This is a genomic window from Gordonia sp. NPDC003950 (assembly GCF_053605205.1).
Map to the genome: position 1 here is coordinate 18,260 of NZ_JBSGIT010000021.1, position 15,620 is coordinate 33,879.

The window sequence follows — 15,620 nt, forward strand, 5'->3', positions numbered from 1 at the left end:
TCAATTAGAGAGCAGTGATCACAAAAGGTCAACCGCTGCGTCGCCATTCTGCGTCGGCAGCCGTCGTCACACCGATGGCGAGCTTTGTTCGGCCGTGTTCCCGGCTGTGACAGTGGGACCGGCGGCGGGGATGGTCACCGTCGTCGACGTGGACAGGCCACGACTGTCGGATGCGGTGACGACGAAGGAGTCGGCGGTGATCGCGCGGGGCGTGTTGGTGGTGTACAGCCATTGGCCGGTGCTCGGGTCCAGGGTGACGATGCCGTTCGTCGGCTGGGTGGTGATCTGGTAGGTGATGGTGTCGCCCGGATCCTCGTCGGTGGCGGTGACCTGGCCGACCACTCCGATGGGCATCACCAGGATGCCGTCGGCGAAGCTGGTGGCGTAGAGCGTGGTGCCATTCGGGCTGACCGCAACGTCCCGTGGGTTGAAGATCGCGGTGGTGCTGACGACGTCCCGGGTGAGGGTGTCGATGGACGTGATGGAATCCTGCGTCGCGACGTAGAGACGTTTCCCGTCGGGGCTGACCGCGAGTGCGTTGGGATTGCCGATGCCTGAAATCGTGGCTGTCACTGTGTCATTGTCGGGATTCGACGGGTCGATGGCGACGATCGACACCGTCTGCTCGTTGGCAACGTACAGGGTCGTGCCATCGGGCGAGATCACGACGGACTCCGGGCTGGTACCGACGTCGATCGTCTTCACGATGGTGTTGGAGGACGTGTCGATCACCGAGACTGTGCCCGGGTCGGTGTCGCTGGTGACGTAGGCGTATCCGCCATCCGGGGCGATGGCCACACCATATGGGTAGGTCAATGGAATCGTCGTGACAGTTGTGTTGGTCGAGGCGTCGATGACCGACACTTGGTTACCCGAGCCTGTGGTCACGTAGAGCAGCCCGCCGTCCGGTGTCATCGCCAGATCCCAGGTGTCGCCTCCCGGCGGGATCTCGGTCACGGCGCCGGTACTCATGTCGATCACGGCAACACCGGCAAAGGTGTTCACGTACGCGCGCGAACCGTCCGGACTCATCACGAGATGAATCGGTGCCTCGCCCACCTGGACGGTCGATTTCGTTCCGGCGGCGATGTCGCGGAAGGTCACGGTGTTGGCTCCGAAATTGACGACGGCAACCTTGGTGCCGTCGGCGGTGAGCGGGGTGACACCCCACGGCCATCGATAGGGGCTGTTGACCGACTGATCAGTGATGATCATCGTCGACGCGCCGATCGAGCTGCTCGTCGAGGTCGAGGACGTGATGGTCGGGGCGTGGTTGACTGCCTGCGGCGCGATGATCGGTACGGTCACGGTTGTGGTCTGCCCCGACGACGGTGTCGCCGAGAGCAGGTGCCAGTGCGCGCCGTTGACCGGTGTCTCATCAGACGCCGTGACTATGAACGAATCCGTGGTCGCGGCGGTGCTAGACGGGTCGGACAACCCGAGCACGTAGTCGGGATCGGTTGTGTAGGAATACGTTCCGTCCGGATACATCACCACTGTCTCGTGTTCGGGTTGGGTGAGCACGGTGTAGGTCAGTACATCGCCGTCGGAATCGGTGGCACCGAGCGATCCGGTGACCACGCCGGTGGTGGGGTCGACGAGCTGTGACGTCGACGACATCGCCGGATAGGAATTGAAGAACTTGCGATTGACCTGATGCCAAGCGGCCCAGACGAATACCAGTGCAGGAGCCGGAGGCGGCGTGGTGGGGTCGGTAGCGGCGAGCGGATTGAATCCCAGTGCGCTCAGGAGGTTCGCCACCAACTGCGTCGGTGCGTTCACCACGCGGACACCGTGATCCGTGGTCACCGGTGCAGGTTCCTCGCCTACGACGGTCGACGATGTCTGCGAGGCTTCCGGCTCCGAGAAATCGCTCGCTGTGATCATGTACGGGGTTGCGGATTCCGCTGAAGCGTGTCCATGCCCGCCGCGTCGTCGGAGTTGCGCTGCAGTGAGTTTGGTGGGACGTCCACCGATAACGGAGGCGACGTCGGGGTCGTGGGAGAGCCGGACGGTGACACCGAAGGCGTCACCTGCACATCGGCACCAGTGGGTGTTTGATTCTGTGCCGCAGTGGGTTTTACTGTCACTCCGGAATCCGCGGTGGGTTCCTCGCTGGTCGCGGTGGTTGCTGTGCTCGGCTCCTCGGTGGGAGTCTGGTCGAGATTTGTCGGTCCGGTCGGGTCGGAGGTCACGTCGGTCTCGGCCGTCGATGACGGTTGTGTGTCGAGCTCCGTGGCGAGGTCGGTGCCAGCGGTCTGATCCGAGGTCGTTGACTGCTGATCGCTCTGGATGCTCGACGTCGAGCTCGACGAATCCACCGGTTCTGCGGTGGCCGTCGACATGACGCCAGCCTGGCCACCCCACCAGAGCGCAGTCCCAATCCCTATGCCCGCCAGACCTGCTCGGAACTTACGTGTCGATCCACTGCATCGGCCTCTGGTCATCGTGCGTCCTCGCGGTTATGTCGGCAGGCCCTGCGGGCCTTGGGTGCGGTGCGCCGCGAAGACGACGATTCCAGTACGACGAGGAGCCGCCAAGCCCCATCTTTGGGGGGCATCGGAACGGTAGCGGGCCGGATGAAGCGCCACGCCGCGGTCGCCCCGACCATCCTGCACAGAGACCCATCGACCAGACCCGCAAGACACCGCAGACCGCTTCGGGATCGGCCGGCCGACGCTCATCAGGGGGACGATGCCGAGAAGATGGGTATCTACCTGTTCGTGCCGGCGGCGGCGATCTGGGTCACGGTCGGCGACGTGAGTAGTCCTCGATGACCGGAGGCGTTGGGTCTACGGTCGGCCCGGCATTGCGCTACTACGAGGTAGATCTCCGTTGGATGTCAATGTTGTTGCGCATCAGCGTTGAACCGCACCGCGCGGCGTGGACTCTTGCGGTGGGATCTGGGGGTTGCGACGGTGCCTTAGCCGGAAGCAGAAGCGACGCCTCTGGCCACGTGGTCGGTTGCGGAGCCGAGCTGCGCTGGGGAGGAATCGCAGGCGATGGCGATGAGGGCCAACCCGGCCATCGCGTTGAGGTGGGCCGCCATCCACAACGGTGCGGCGAACGTCTCTCGCCGTCACGGCCCACCTCGGAGCCGTGGACAAGTGGGTGCAACGCGAACAGCAGGTGGCGGGCCGCCGCGCCCGAGTCAGGTGAAGGCTACCCCGGGCTTGAGGCCGAGCTTCTTGAACACAAAGGCCGCAGGACAGAATCCGGTGAACGAGGACTGCAGGAGGTTGAGGCCGACGAACCCCGTCAGCCACAGCCAATATCCGGAAACGAAGGCGCCGAGCGCCACCGAAATCAGGATCATGGTGCCGGCCATGATCAGGACGGCGCGGTCGATGGTCATTCTGGGGAGTCCTCTCGGGCCGGTATATACCCCATGGGGTATCCGACGAGACAATATCATATACCCCCATGGGTATTTGGCTCCTTGCAGTCAGAAGAGGAAGCGACGATGAAGACAAACGAGTCGACCCTCGACCTGGGTCATCCGGGGGAGTGGCAGGCATCGTTGCGCCGATCCGCGGGGTCGTCGTCGAGGCGGGCCGCTTGCTGGGCGTCATCCTGCTGGTGCCGTGATCATGCTGGTGACCGCTGCCGGGGGTTCTGCCCATCTACCGCGTACTGGGAATGGCCACAAACTGAGCTGTGGCGCTGAGCGGCGGTCTTCAATCCATACCGGCCGGCTTCGGCTCGGTGACGTGAGAGCCGATGACGGGAATCGAACCCGCGTATTCAGCTTGGGAAGATAACCGGACGTGTCTCAGCATGTGTGAGAATGTGGCCGAAAAAGTGTCTTCACCAGCAATAACACCACTTGTCGCCACAACCGGCACCAGCGGCCACCCGTACCCGATTGTGAGATCGACTGTGAGATCGAGAACCGTCCCACAGGGGTACTCAGCCGGGAGAGTGGCCGCTAGTCCGTCAGCGTTGATCTGAGAGCGTCAGAACGCGTCGTCGCCAGTGACGAACGGGTGATGTTCGGGCACCGGGTCCGCTACCCACGTCGGCACGGTCGATGCCTTCCCGCGCGATCCCGCGTTACCGCACAGCGCTTGAATCTCCCGAATCTCATCGGGGCGAAAAATCGAAACGTCCGACACGAGTGTCTGGCTGTACTCACCAGATGTTTCGCTGCGTACCGCTCCGCTGCCCCGGTCAATGGCCCGTAGGATCACGTTCCGCATGGTGTCCCGCAGAATCTCCGTGTCGTCGTCGGCAAGCTCGAAAGACTCATCGTTCAGGCAAGGTGCCAGTTTGCGGACTCGTGCCCACGTTGACGCAATGCGCTTGCTCAGCACATCGGCAGACGGTCCCCCGTCTACCTCTGCGTCTAGGAATCCCTCGAAATCCGTTGGTGCGATTGGTGTGTCAGTCATTGTATAGTCTCCTGTCAGTCACAGAGCCGAAAGGCTCCCGGCGACTTCCCTTGTGGGGCATGTCAACCGAGAGCCTTCCGGGCACCTTTTCACTGACCTAGTGGTCAGATCAGCGTGAGGCGATCACGCGGCAATCGTGAACTTCGCGATCTTCTGTGGCCGGACGCACTTGTGGCCCACGTACCACAAAGCCCTCACAGCGGTCACGACCTCTGCGAAATATGCGTCAGTCGAAGTCGCTAGTTGCACAGACGAATACGCGGACACAATCGCGGTACGGTCGATGATGAGACCGGTTCCCGCTGGCACAGCATTCGAGACCACGCGGGGAAGTCCCAGAATCGCACTCTCTGGCGAATCCGTTGCGGCACTGAGTAGACCCTTGTTCGATCCGGTGGCCTCTTTCATGCTGCCGTACAGATGGACGAATGCACCAGGCGAGAGAATCAGACCCGTTGGTGCTCCGTTGTTTTCGACAATATCCGCGTATGCCTGCACGAGCGGTTCAAGGTCTGCGCCAACCTCGTAATCATCGAGAATTCCGGGAGTGTTCACGATTCCCACAGAGGGAGCAATCGCGGGAGCAACCGGCGCGGCCTGTGCGATGAGTGCCAGATCAGCACGCCGCACAAGGTCATTCTTCACCGAATCCGCAACCGCACCAGCGGCATTGCCCTGCCCGTAGCTCTCATCGGAGAGCTTGACCAGTCGGGAAATGCGCCGAACCTGAATCACTTCCTCATCGAGTCCCACGTCTTCGGGCGTGATAGCGGTTCCCTCATTCACGAATTCCGCTGCGTCTGCGTCATTCACGACCGGAATCCTAAGACTAGGGACGTCACCGAGGATTTCCCCGCCCTTGGTGGTCTGAGTCAGATAGAGCGAATCCCCTAGAATCTCCTGCGCCGCGAAGGTCGAAACCTGGTCAGGAGAAAATGCCGCGTTGGTAGTCTTATTAGTCATTTCTGTTGTCTCACTTAACAATTCGAGCGCACAGCAATTCGGCCGGCAAAAGGGCCACAGACCCAAATACGTTGACCGATAACAACATTCGTTGTTCTCGTGTGCAATTAGTGAGACCTCACCACAGGTGATGCCTTTAGAATCCGTCGCCACAGACGACGAATAGGGACGACCGTACACCAATATCCGCCCATCGCGCGACTATTTCGGGGCAAACCGGGCGTGAGCAGGGTAAACGCTGAAATCAGCGGTTACGGTGTAATCTGTGGCCCATGTCGATGCCAGAACGCTTTCTAGCTGCGCTTTCTTTTCCTCATTGGCTCTCTCGTGAGGATATGGTGGTCGCACTGTGGCCGGACCCTGAAAACCGCCCTAAGACTCACGCACAGGTAGTCCGAAACCTCGTCTCATCGCTGAATCGTCAAGGGCAGATTGAGATACTGGACTATTTCGAGGGAAAGCGCCGAAAGCGGTTGTTGCGCTTAGTCGGTGAGCAGACCAAAGAAACATCACCACAGGGTCAACGTAATAGCACTGAAATGGTCGTGGAAGACGACGAAATCGAGTGGGAAGACTTGGACGATGCCGAGCTAGAAATCGAGTGGGATGACTAAGTGCCCCAACGTATTTCACAATATAACGGGATTGCATGATTTGCGTGGAAGACGCTGGTCAAAGCCCTCCGTTGCCTGTGACCTGCGGGTATGGGGGTATCCCCCACGTTTTCCCTGGTCGCACACCACATTTCGGCTATCACAGCGACTTACCAGCACATTTGCACCGATAAGCCACTGAAACATTCGAAATCCGCGAATTATGGCTATTCACACCACTTTTCGTGCATCATCGCTTATTACCAGAGCAAACCAGGGTGTTTGTCATCATCCAAGCACTTTCCGCGCTCTGACCTGCGCTTTTTGCCCCGATTCTGCTCTGACCTGGTCTTTTTCCCATGACAACCCGTAAAGCTATTGCCACACAACAATTGCAGGTTATCCCGCGATAGACGCTCTCCGCCCTCTGCCACGTTCCTAATGTGGTCAATCGACCCGCCTGCAACGCCTTTTGCGCCTTTCCGCACTTTGCGCCCACAACCCTGACAAATGCCCCGATCACGTCGCCATATGGCATCTCTCAGCTTCGGCGGAATGTCGATATTGCTTGCACTCCAACCACTTCCGCGCGTTCTCATCATTACTCCACTTCACGCGGCCCGAATGCCCGTGCCCAATCAGCGCCAGCATCACCGCTGCCCTTTCCATCCTGATCTGTTCTGCCCAAGTCCCGATCAACACTAGGCACAGACCTTAGTCCCCAATCATTGCGCATGACTCCGATTGTCTCGCTGACCTTTTCACTACTCACCTGACCAGTCTCACTATCCACGAGGTCAGCCACGCTCTTACCGCCCGATTTCAGATACCCAAGCAACGCAGCACCTTTCACGCCTTCGCTCTCTGCCATACCTGAAACAATCTGCTCTTGCAACGCCACTACTTGCTCACGCGCTTGGTTCCTCTCACTGCGATAACGCGCGGCTTGCCTACTTGCTTTGCCCTTCCCCGACTCATCGCCCGATCCCGAACCATCATTGCCCCGATCATCCTGCCCACCATCACCGACAGAACCGCTATCAGTATCAACAGTATCGGTGCTGTGCTCATCGCCGCCCTCATCTTCGGTGTGCAGTGTATCCTGGTCATTACCAACATTATTCGTCATTATTCCTGCCTTTCCATATTTTCGAGTGCATCGATTAAATTGTTTGTGTATTCAGTTATCATATTGCGCAGCAACCCTATTCGTTGCGCCTGCGCGCCTATCTTCCGCAGTAGTTGAGCATTGCGGTACTTCTCCTGCCGAATTATTTCTAACAAGTCCTCTCGACTCACCGCGTCTTCATCGCGCAGCGCCGCAAGTTCGAGGATGATTTTCTTTCGCGCCTTCGCCGATATATCCCACAAGGTCATCGCCTTCAACTCCGTTATTCATCGCCGCCGCTACGAGGATTCAGGAAAACCGTTGTTTGCGGCTCTCCGTCCTCTGCAAACGGGTCTGCAACCTCATTCACGTCTACCTCGTCCGCGTAGTGCTCATCTAGCGGCATTTGCTGCACCCTGAAAGCCTTTGTGGGCCGATCTCCCGGCCTCACGGCCATTCGTCCCCATGTTTGACCCGCCGAACCGCCAGAATCGGGATAAGACACGCTCACAGGCCACCAGGCGAGACTTCCGGGTTTCTTTTTCAGGACTTCCGTCCACTCGCAAACTTTTCCGCGCAAAATCGCCTCATCGCCGGAATAATCCGGGTGCGGCCGAATTTCCGAGTGCCTGACCACCATCGTCGTCTCATCCAAGCTCACCAATGTGTGAAATACGTTGTGGTTCATGTGTTTTCAACTTTCCTAGCTAATGTTACTTGACCACAGCAGAGCCGAGGTCAGTTCTAAAACCGCAGGTCAAAATCTAAAACCCCAGGTCATGCAGGGTGTGCAGGGTTCTTAGTAAGGTTGGTCGCGTAGGGGTATATGAGAAGGTTACGAACTACCCTGCATACCCTGATTCACCTGGCCTTTTGCATTTACAAAATCTTGAGACCCTTTCGAGCGGTTCGGTTATTTCTGCGAGTCGTGCCGTAAATTTCACAGTTTGTCAGGTATCCAGGGAAAGCGGTCTGTGAAATTATTTCCATCCCCTCGACTGTTTCCGCCCATGTGTTGTAGCAAGCTCTCAAATCCTCCGTATACTCAACTGCGCCAGCATCTTTGACGACAGTCCTACTCTTGTCAATCCATCTTTTGACCGGATTACTACCGTTCAAATAGTCATCCGTGGCGTCTTGCACGATGCTAGGAATTACTAGGCCGTTCTCGTAATAATCCATCAGGCCACGGACAGCCCATGTCAAGATGACTGACAGTTCTTTCCTGAAAATGTCCTGCACTTCGCGCCGAGTCTTCTCCGCATCGGTTGTGCGAATTTCCCACGGCACGACCAGGATTCGGCGATATGTTCCCGCGTCACCTGCTCTCAGCTTGGGAAGATGATTCGTGTGTACGGAAACCGTTGCTACAGAATCGAATTCAAACTCTGGTTTGAACTTGAGTGATCCTGTCAGTTGGTCGCCGCCGACTACTGCCTTGAACAGTTCTTCATTCCAGAAAGCGTTGCGCGGCAACTCTTTAACTTCCACGAACCTCTTTCCCAGCAACCCTGCCACTTGGTGTTCTTTCGGCTCCCGAGACGTGAACAGCGACGCATTAGGACTACCCGCGTAGTCACCAAATGCCCGGCTAATCAGCTTGTGATACGCCGTTTTTCCGTTCCAGGCGTCTGCTCCATGATGGAATAGCGCACGCTGTACCAAGGTCTCACCAACCAAACCGATACCCGCGTGTTGACGCAGCAATCGTCGGACCTTGGGGTCAGGCTGAAAGTATCGTAGGAATTCGTAGAACCGAGTGCCCTCGAAATCCCCCAGACGGGAATCGTATTCAGCTCCCGCCGTCAGTGTTAACAGATCATCAGCCGACGTCTTGCGGACCTGGCCGATGTTGTCCTCGCCGAGAGATAGCACACCCGCCGACGTATTCAATTCGTACGGGTTTACGTCCATCTGGTCAATCGTGAGATCAGGGCGAATGTTTCGGGTCAGCCGAGCTATCCTTTCGTATCCTCGTGTATCACACAGCCGCTCAACATCTTTCCGGTCTACTCCCTTGATTACCGCTTGTTCAAACTCCTTCATCATTTTGGAATGAATCGCACTGTAGACCATGTTTCCATCTGCGTCATGTCGCCAGCGGCTACCGTCATAGACGAACCAGCCAAGCGGCACAACGTATTTGAACTTGTGGCCGTTCTTTTCGATGATGTCTTGCGCGAGTCGCGTCAAGTACGGGATATGCTTTGCCATAATTGATTAACGTCCGCGTCGCGCTGCAACGTGATTCCTCGCTCTCGCCTTGTTGACTTGTTGGATTATTGATTCAGTTGTGTAGCGCTTCGGTATGTAGTTTTCCGTGTTCAATTCTGTTGTGAGATAGAGAATTTGGCTATCGGTCAATCCTGCCTTAACGCACTGCCGGAAGAATGCCCAGCAACCTCGCGAGTCATCGCCGTAACGGGGGATATTCTTGTATGCGCTCCGCACTGACGGATGGACTTCCGACCACGAGATAGGTTGTGGCTCAATGTCTGCCACTTGTAACCGCGTCCCTGTGGTCTTTCCTCCGACTTCCCTGCCCTTGGGATAATTCCGCTGGATCAATGAATGGTGCTCATGTAGAACCGCTTTCAGGTTCTCCCACGAGGTGCCCTTGCCCTCATGCCTCAGCCTGACCTCTGCGTCATTACGATGAGGCTTTCTGTTCCGAGTCCCGATGATTCGCAGGTTGTCATTGGGCAGGTACTTGCCGCCGTCTGAAATATCGCACGCGGCATACAATCGCCGCCCGACTTCCGAGAGTTGTTCATGGGTCAATTCGCGGTCACGTATCCGTACACTCACGTGAAAATGACCAGGGGTGCCCGATGAAATAATGGATGCGCCAACCGATTTCAGAACCGTTTGCGTATGCGCCTTATCTCTCATCTCGTCAATCTCGAATGAGACTACAGCAGAGGGAACCGTCAGCGTTCGGCTAGTCCCGTTGATACACAACGATGTTGGGCGATAGAGACAGTGCCCTGCATCGTAATGCCACATGACTTTATCCACCGCTGCACTGAGTTGGTCGGGGTACTTGTAGAACGCTTGGGCGTACTTTCCACGGTGCGGTGGTTGTGGTGACCTCTCCCATATCCACCCGACACAGATATAGCCCTCTGCCTCTCCGTAGTCCTGAATCATGTTGTTACGCACTAGGTGTCGAAGTGATTGGCGTGATCTGTTGCCGCCCTCGTCCGCAGGGTGTACCCTTGCGTTGGTTTTCTGATTCACGTGTTTCCTTCCTTCGGAAAATGCCCGGTAGGTGTGCTCTCGCCTATCGGGTTTTTTCGTTTGCTCGATTTTTCTCTGCCTCTTTCTTATGCTTCCGCCTCGCGTTAGCGATCAACAGCTTTCTCCTGTCGGGTGTCAGATCGGATTGCCTGCCCACGTAATCGCCTATCTCAATTCCCATTCCGTCACCATTCATTTCTCGTGTGCTCATTGCGTACAGTTCCGGTTCGGCATGGCCGGGAAGTGTCGCTAGGGCGAGGAAATCGACAGGATCAATCTCTACCCAGTCATCCCAATTCCACGGTTCGCCGTAGTAGTTGAGCCACACGATTATGTAGTCAGCAGGTGCCGGAATTACTTGGTGGATAGTCAACTCTTGGTTTTGCATTTGTTCTAGCTCTCTCACTTCGATTGCCAGTGCGTCGGCACGTGGTCGAAATTCTCGTCGTCGCGGTACAGGGCATCGGCCATGCGTTCATGGCACTCGATAAGGTCACGGCGTAGGTCATCATCGAGCGCGAACTTTGATCCGTACGTTGCCCACCGCGTCATCTGGTCGATGAGCTTCTGACTCTGCCGGTGGAAGTCCCGAGCGTTGGCCTCACGCTGTGGACGCTCTGCCGGTTGTGTGAGCCGATCGATCACGTTCCACGGCACTTCGGTGCCCGGTTGCACTTCGGGTGCCCTACCGTCATCGATAGCGCGTTGCCAGCGCTTCCAGTACCCGGCAACCGTCTTCCGAGTCCGTAGGCCGGTGATCCCGAGCGCTGCGAAGTCCTCAAAGCTGTACTTGCCACTTCGGGTAGAACTACCCGAGGTTTGCCCCTGCCGAGGTTGGCAGTAGGCCCACACGATTGCCGCGCGTTCGTAGCCTCGTGCTGTGAGCAGAGATTTCACGCCTTCGATGGTGTCGGGAATTATCAGCTTGGTACTCATGCCGACGCCTCACAATGCACGCGCGTTGGCGCGCTTTTCGAGATTGTCGAGATAGCTTGTCGGGATGAGTCGGCGGTTACCGACCATCGTGGACGGGATCACGCCAGACTTGATGTGATTGCGAATTGTGTTCTCGTGCAAGCCCGTTAGCTCCACAAGCTGTGGAACTGTGACAAATCTAGCCTTCGGGTTACGCGGTGCTGCTGTACTTCTCCGAGACATGGGTTCTCCTAGGTTTCGTTGAAACGTGTTGGGGGAGAACGCGAAAAAGCCGCCACGCCTTGCGCATAGATCGGGCAAGGTCGCATGAAACGGCTCATGCGTTCGTGGCGGCGTGAGGTTGCTGTGTGTATGAGCGGGTACTCAGCCTGTCACTCGATTGGCGCGGTACGGTCGGCCACTTCGAGAGAGTGCCGTCGAGGGTACACCTTGCACATCGATAGCGCTACTACCGGCACCAACTGACACCAGGCATAGCCGCTGACCTGGTACGTTCCAAATCTCACCGGAACTGTTGCATACTGGTTCGACCACATTGGGCACCACAGGGTGAGTAGGTACAGAGCATGGTACAAAGGTCGCGGCAACCGGCGATCAAGACCGTTGAGACCAGGGACCGGAAGACCGGCCACAGGGTCACTCGTTATCGCGTCGTCGTGGACGTGGGGACCAAACCTGACGGTCGGAGAGACCAGCGCACGAAAACCTTTGACACCGTGGGGGACGCTCGCGATTGGTTGGCGCAAACTCACTCGTCGGTGTCGTCGGGTACCTACGTCCCGAAAAAGAAACTCACAGTTGATGATCTGTGCAAGAACTACCTAGCCGGACAACGGCACCTGAAAGAATCCGCGCTCGACAAACTGACCTATGACCTAGGTGTGTGGCGATCTGTGCAGGGTGGTCGGGAAGTGCAGTCGCTCGAAAAGGTGGACATTGACCACTTGGTTACCGCGCTCATCGACGGTGGCACGGCGACGGACAAGGGCAGGACTCGCAAGGCGTGGAAGCCTGCCACAGTGAACAAAACTCTTGAGGCAGTCTCAGCGGTTCTGAAAGACGCAGAGGCACAAGGCATTATCGCGCGTAACCCTGCTGAACATGTGAAGCGTGCTCGCTCCGGTAGGCGTAGTGCCCCGGTTGCTATGACGAAAAGTGAAGTGGAACAACTGTATTCCGCGATTGGATCGGATCGATTGGCGCATGCGTGGACTCTTGCCCTCACTGGTCTACGTCGTGCCGAAGTTCTCGGACTCCGATGGTCTGATGTGGATTTTGACGCCGCCGAAGGTTTGGGGACGATCACGATTCAAAACACTCGCGTTGCTGTGGGCAAGACCGTTGTTGAGGGTGACACCAAAACCGCTACGTCTACCCGCGTGCTCCCCATGACGCCGCGTGTCCGGCAAGCTCTGAAAGATGCACAAGTTCGGCAGTCAGCCGAAGCCGACACGCTCGAATCCCTGTACGGCACGAAAGATGCACGCGGCTACCCGCGACGGACTCGCTACCGCGATGCCGGTTACGTCGTCATGTCCGAAGTGGGGGAGCCATACGCGCCGACAAGCCTCTACCGACTGTGGATCGAAATGTTGGACCGGCACAAGTTGCGTCGGGTGAAGCTGCACGCCGCGCGAGCCACGTTTGCCACGCTCGAAATCGAGCGGGGGACGCCGGTCACCGTAGTTGCCCAATGGCTCGGACACAGGTCAGCAGACACGCTTTTCCGGCACTACGCGACGACCAACCAAGACGCGATGATTGCCGCTGCAAAAACCATGTTGTGAGATTGACCGTGAGATTGGGGACCGGATCATTTTTGTCGGGAGGCTCCGAAACCCTGTTTAAACTGGTGTTTCTCTGTGGAGCCGATGACGGGAATCGAACCCGCGTATTCAGCTTGGGAAGCTGATGTTCTGCCATTGAACTACATCGGCGTGCAGGTCTGTACGACCTGCGACGAAAGACTAGCAAACTCCCCTGGCTGTTCCGACGTCGAGGCCCTTTCCCGGTCGGCGCGTCTCCCGCGACGGCGAGGTGCGCGTGGACGAACACGCCGGACACATAACTGAGGCGATCCCCGTCCGATAGCCTCGGACCGTGCTGCTTTCCGACCGGGACATCCGCGCCGCCATCGACACCGGGCGCCTCGCGCTTGACCCGTACGACCCCGCTCTCGTACAACCGTCGAGTGTCGATGTGCGCCTGGACAGTCTCTTCCGGGTGTTCAACAACACGCGTTACACCCACATCGACCCGGCGCAGCGGCAGGACGAGCTCACCAGCCTCGTCGAACCCGACAAGGGGGAGCCGTTTGTCTTGCACCCGGGCGAGTTCGTGCTCGGATCGACGCTCGAGGTGTGCTCACTGCCCGACGACCTCGCCGGACGACTCGAAGGCAAGAGCTCGCTTGGACGTCTCGGACTGCTGACGCACTCCACCGCCGGGTTCATCGACCCCGGCTTCTCCGGGCACATCACGTTGGAGCTGTCCAACGTGGCGAACCTGCCGATCACGCTGTGGCCGGGCATGAAGATCGGCCAGCTGTGTCTGTTCCGCCTGTCGAGCCCCGCCGAGCATCCGTACGGCAGTGCCGCGGTCGGCTCCAAGTACCAGGGGCAACGCGGACCGACGCCGTCGAAGGCCTACCTCAACTTTGTGCGGGATATTTCGGGGTAGCAGCAGGCGAGCCTTGGGCCGGAGCTGTTGGGCTGTCGGCTTGCATGGTCTCGACTCGTGGCTCGCCCTGCAGCGCTCGCAGCGGCTCGCCCGGCGAGAGATGGTCGGGCCGCGGGGTCTCGATACGCGGCGGCCTCGCTTCGCTCGGACGTCGCTACTCGACTGGCGGGGGATGATCGCTGTTCACCGACGCGTCGACGCGGCGCCACGTCGTGGTGGGTTCCGCGATCATTGCCCCGCGTACGTCTACTGGTATGAAGCTGACCGTCATCGGATGTGGATATCTCGGCGCGACCCATGCGGCCTGCATGGCCGAACTCGGGCATGACGTCCTCGGCGTGGACGTCGACGCCGAGAAGGTGGCTCGGCTGCGTACCGGTGAGGTGCCGTTCTTCGAGCCCGGACTGTCAGACATCCTGCGGCGCAATCTGACGGCCGGCCGGCTCGAGTTCACCACGTCAATGCAGGCGGCCGCCGACCACGGCAGTGTGCACTTCGTCGGCGTCGGAACGCCGCAGCGGGCACGAGGATACGGCGCCGACACCTCCTACGTCTTTTCCGCCATCGAAACCCTCGCCGAACTCCTGCGTGGTGAGCATCTGATCATCGGGAAGTCGACGGTGCCGGTGGGCACCAGTGCCGAACTCGCCGAACGCATCGGTCACCTCGCCGGAGACCTCGCAGACGTCGAATTGGCCTGGAGCCCAGAGTTTCTCCGCGAGGGCTTTGCCGTCGAGGACACCCTCCGACCCGATCGGATCGTCGTCGGCACCGACCCGGAGGCCGTCACCAGCGCGGCGGTGGCGATGATCGGTGAGATCTACCGGGAGATCCTCGAAACCGGGGTACCACTGGTCACCACCGACTGGGCGACAGCCGAATTGGTCAAGACCTCCGCCAATGCCTTTCTCGCGACCAAGATCTCGTTCATCAACGCGGTCAGCGAACTGTGCGAGATCGTCGGCGCCGACGTGTCCACCCTCGCCGACGCCATCGGCTACGACAACCGCATTGGGCGCCGATTCCTCAACGCCGGACTCGGATTCGGCGGGGGCTGCCTGCCCAAGGACATCCGCGCGTTCATGGCGCGCGCCGACGAACTCGGCGCACACCGCACCCTCGGATTCCTGCACGAGGTCGACGCCATCAACATGCGCCGCCGCAGTGCCATGGTCGACCTCATCGAGCAGACCTGCCCCGGCGACCTCATCGGCGCCAACATCGCCATCCTCGGCGCGGCGTTCAAACCGGAGAGCGACGACGTGCGGGACTCGCCGGCGTTGAGCGTCGCCGGGCAGTTGGCCCTGCGTGGTGCCGCGGTGACGGTCTTCGACCCGAAGGCCACCGACAACGCGCGCCGCATGTACCCGATGTTGCACTTCACCGACAGTGCTCGCGCCGCGGCCACCGACGCCGACGTGGTCGCGCTGGCCACCGAATGGGCCGAATTCGTCCACATGGCACCCGAAGAACTCGACGACGTTGTCCGCCACAAGGTGATCGTCGACGGCCGACGATGCCTTGATGCAGGTCAGTGGCGTGCATCCGGGTGGGAGTACCACGCGCTCGGTGGTGCGGTCCGGGACCGCACCACCACCCCCGCGCGGGTCGGCACCGCGAGCGCCGCACAGGTCGGCGGCCCCTCGTCACGGGCAGCGATTCGCCGACACGTGCTAGGTTGAACAACCGCACAGCGGATGCGGGGAGGCA

At 59.0% G+C, this 15,620-nt stretch carries 15 protein-coding genes and 1 tRNA gene; 4 read left to right on the forward strand and 12 right to left on the reverse strand.

Going from position 1 to position 15,620, the window contains the following annotated elements:
• Positions 1–66: 66 nt before the first annotated feature.
• The 4 genes from ACWETB_RS17755 to ACWETB_RS17770 all read right to left on the reverse strand — a co-directional run bounded on the left by ACWETB_RS17755 (position 67) and on the right by ACWETB_RS17770 (position 5,354).
• Positions 67–1,809, reverse strand: a complete 1,743-nt coding sequence (locus ACWETB_RS17755) for a beta-propeller fold lactonase family protein (RefSeq protein ID WP_452212599.1) — start codon at positions 1,807–1,809, stop codon at positions 67–69.
• A gap of 1,342 nt (positions 1,810–3,151) precedes the next feature.
• Positions 3,152–3,355 carry a YgaP family membrane protein gene (locus tag ACWETB_RS17760; RefSeq protein WP_449741849.1) on the reverse strand — a complete coding sequence of 68 codons (204 nt, stop codon included), beginning with the start codon at positions 3,353–3,355 and terminating at the stop codon, positions 3,152–3,154.
• 601 nt (positions 3,356–3,956) lie between these two features.
• Positions 3,957–4,391, reverse strand: a complete 435-nt coding sequence (locus ACWETB_RS17765) for a hypothetical protein (RefSeq protein WP_452212601.1) — start codon at positions 4,389–4,391, stop codon at positions 3,957–3,959.
• Between the two features lie 123 nt (positions 4,392–4,514).
• Positions 4,515–5,354 (reverse strand): phage major capsid family protein, encoded by an 840-nt coding sequence (locus ACWETB_RS17770; protein WP_452212603.1) that lies wholly within the window; start codon positions 5,352–5,354, stop codon positions 4,515–4,517.
• Positions 5,355–5,626: 272 nt separating this feature from the next.
• On the opposite strand from ACWETB_RS17770, the gene ACWETB_RS17775 reads away from it, so the two are divergent.
• Complete coding sequence (locus ACWETB_RS17775; protein WP_452212605.1) at positions 5,627–5,968, forward strand: hypothetical protein; 342 nt, start codon at positions 5,627–5,629, stop codon at positions 5,966–5,968.
• Between the two features lie 239 nt (positions 5,969–6,207).
• Here ACWETB_RS17775 and ACWETB_RS17780 read toward each other — a convergent pair whose 3' ends face one another.
• The 7 genes from ACWETB_RS17780 to ACWETB_RS17810 form a co-directional block, all read right to left on the reverse strand.
• The gene (locus ACWETB_RS17780) at positions 6,208–6,549 is read right to left on the reverse strand and encodes an HNH endonuclease (protein WP_452212607.1); all 342 of its coding nucleotides are present in this window, start codon (positions 6,547–6,549) and stop codon (positions 6,208–6,210) included.
• Complete coding sequence (locus ACWETB_RS17785; RefSeq protein ID WP_452212609.1) at positions 6,549–7,076, reverse strand: hypothetical protein; 528 nt, start codon at positions 7,074–7,076, stop codon at positions 6,549–6,551. The genes ACWETB_RS17780 and ACWETB_RS17785 overlap by 1 nt, the downstream gene beginning before the upstream one ends.
• On the reverse strand, positions 7,076–7,324 hold the full coding sequence (locus ACWETB_RS17790) for a hypothetical protein (protein WP_452212611.1): 249 nt from the start codon (positions 7,322–7,324) through the stop codon (positions 7,076–7,078). The genes ACWETB_RS17785 and ACWETB_RS17790 overlap by 1 nt, the downstream gene beginning before the upstream one ends.
• A gap of 14 nt (positions 7,325–7,338) precedes the next feature.
• Positions 7,339–7,743 (reverse strand): hypothetical protein, encoded by a 405-nt coding sequence (locus tag ACWETB_RS17795; RefSeq protein WP_452212613.1) that lies wholly within the window; start codon positions 7,741–7,743, stop codon positions 7,339–7,341.
• A 191-nt stretch (positions 7,744–7,934) separates the two neighbouring features.
• On the reverse strand, positions 7,935–9,269 hold the full coding sequence (locus ACWETB_RS17800; protein ID WP_452212615.1) for a DNA primase family protein: 1,335 nt from the start codon (positions 9,267–9,269) through the stop codon (positions 7,935–7,937).
• Positions 9,270–10,697: 1,428 nt separating this feature from the next.
• Positions 10,698–11,231 (reverse strand): hypothetical protein, encoded by a 534-nt coding sequence (locus ACWETB_RS17805; RefSeq protein ID WP_452212617.1) that lies wholly within the window; start codon positions 11,229–11,231, stop codon positions 10,698–10,700.
• A 9-nt stretch (positions 11,232–11,240) separates the two neighbouring features.
• A complete protein-coding gene (locus ACWETB_RS17810; protein WP_452212619.1) occupies positions 11,241–11,453 on the reverse strand; it encodes a helix-turn-helix domain-containing protein in 213 nt (70 codons plus the stop codon).
• A 536-nt stretch (positions 11,454–11,989) separates the two neighbouring features.
• Between ACWETB_RS17810 and ACWETB_RS17815 the strand changes: the two genes are divergently transcribed.
• The gene (locus ACWETB_RS17815; protein WP_452212621.1) at positions 11,990–13,018 is read left to right on the forward strand and encodes a tyrosine-type recombinase/integrase; all 1,029 of its coding nucleotides are present in this window, start codon (positions 11,990–11,992) and stop codon (positions 13,016–13,018) included.
• Positions 13,019–13,094: 76 nt separating this feature from the next.
• Here the strand turns inward: ACWETB_RS17815 and ACWETB_RS17820 are convergent.
• Positions 13,095–13,168, reverse strand: a tRNA-Gly gene (locus ACWETB_RS17820).
• A 163-nt stretch (positions 13,169–13,331) separates the two neighbouring features.
• Between ACWETB_RS17820 and dcd the strand changes: the two genes are divergently transcribed.
• Entirely contained in the window at positions 13,332–13,910 is a 579-nt protein-coding gene (gene dcd, locus ACWETB_RS17825; protein ID WP_449741848.1) for a dCTP deaminase, read from the forward strand.
• 254 nt (positions 13,911–14,164) lie between these two features.
• Positions 14,165–15,592: a UDP-glucose dehydrogenase family protein gene (locus ACWETB_RS17830; protein ID WP_452212624.1), complete on the forward strand. Its 1,428-nt coding sequence runs from the start codon at positions 14,165–14,167 to the stop codon at positions 15,590–15,592.
• Positions 15,593–15,620: the final 28 nt, after the last annotated feature.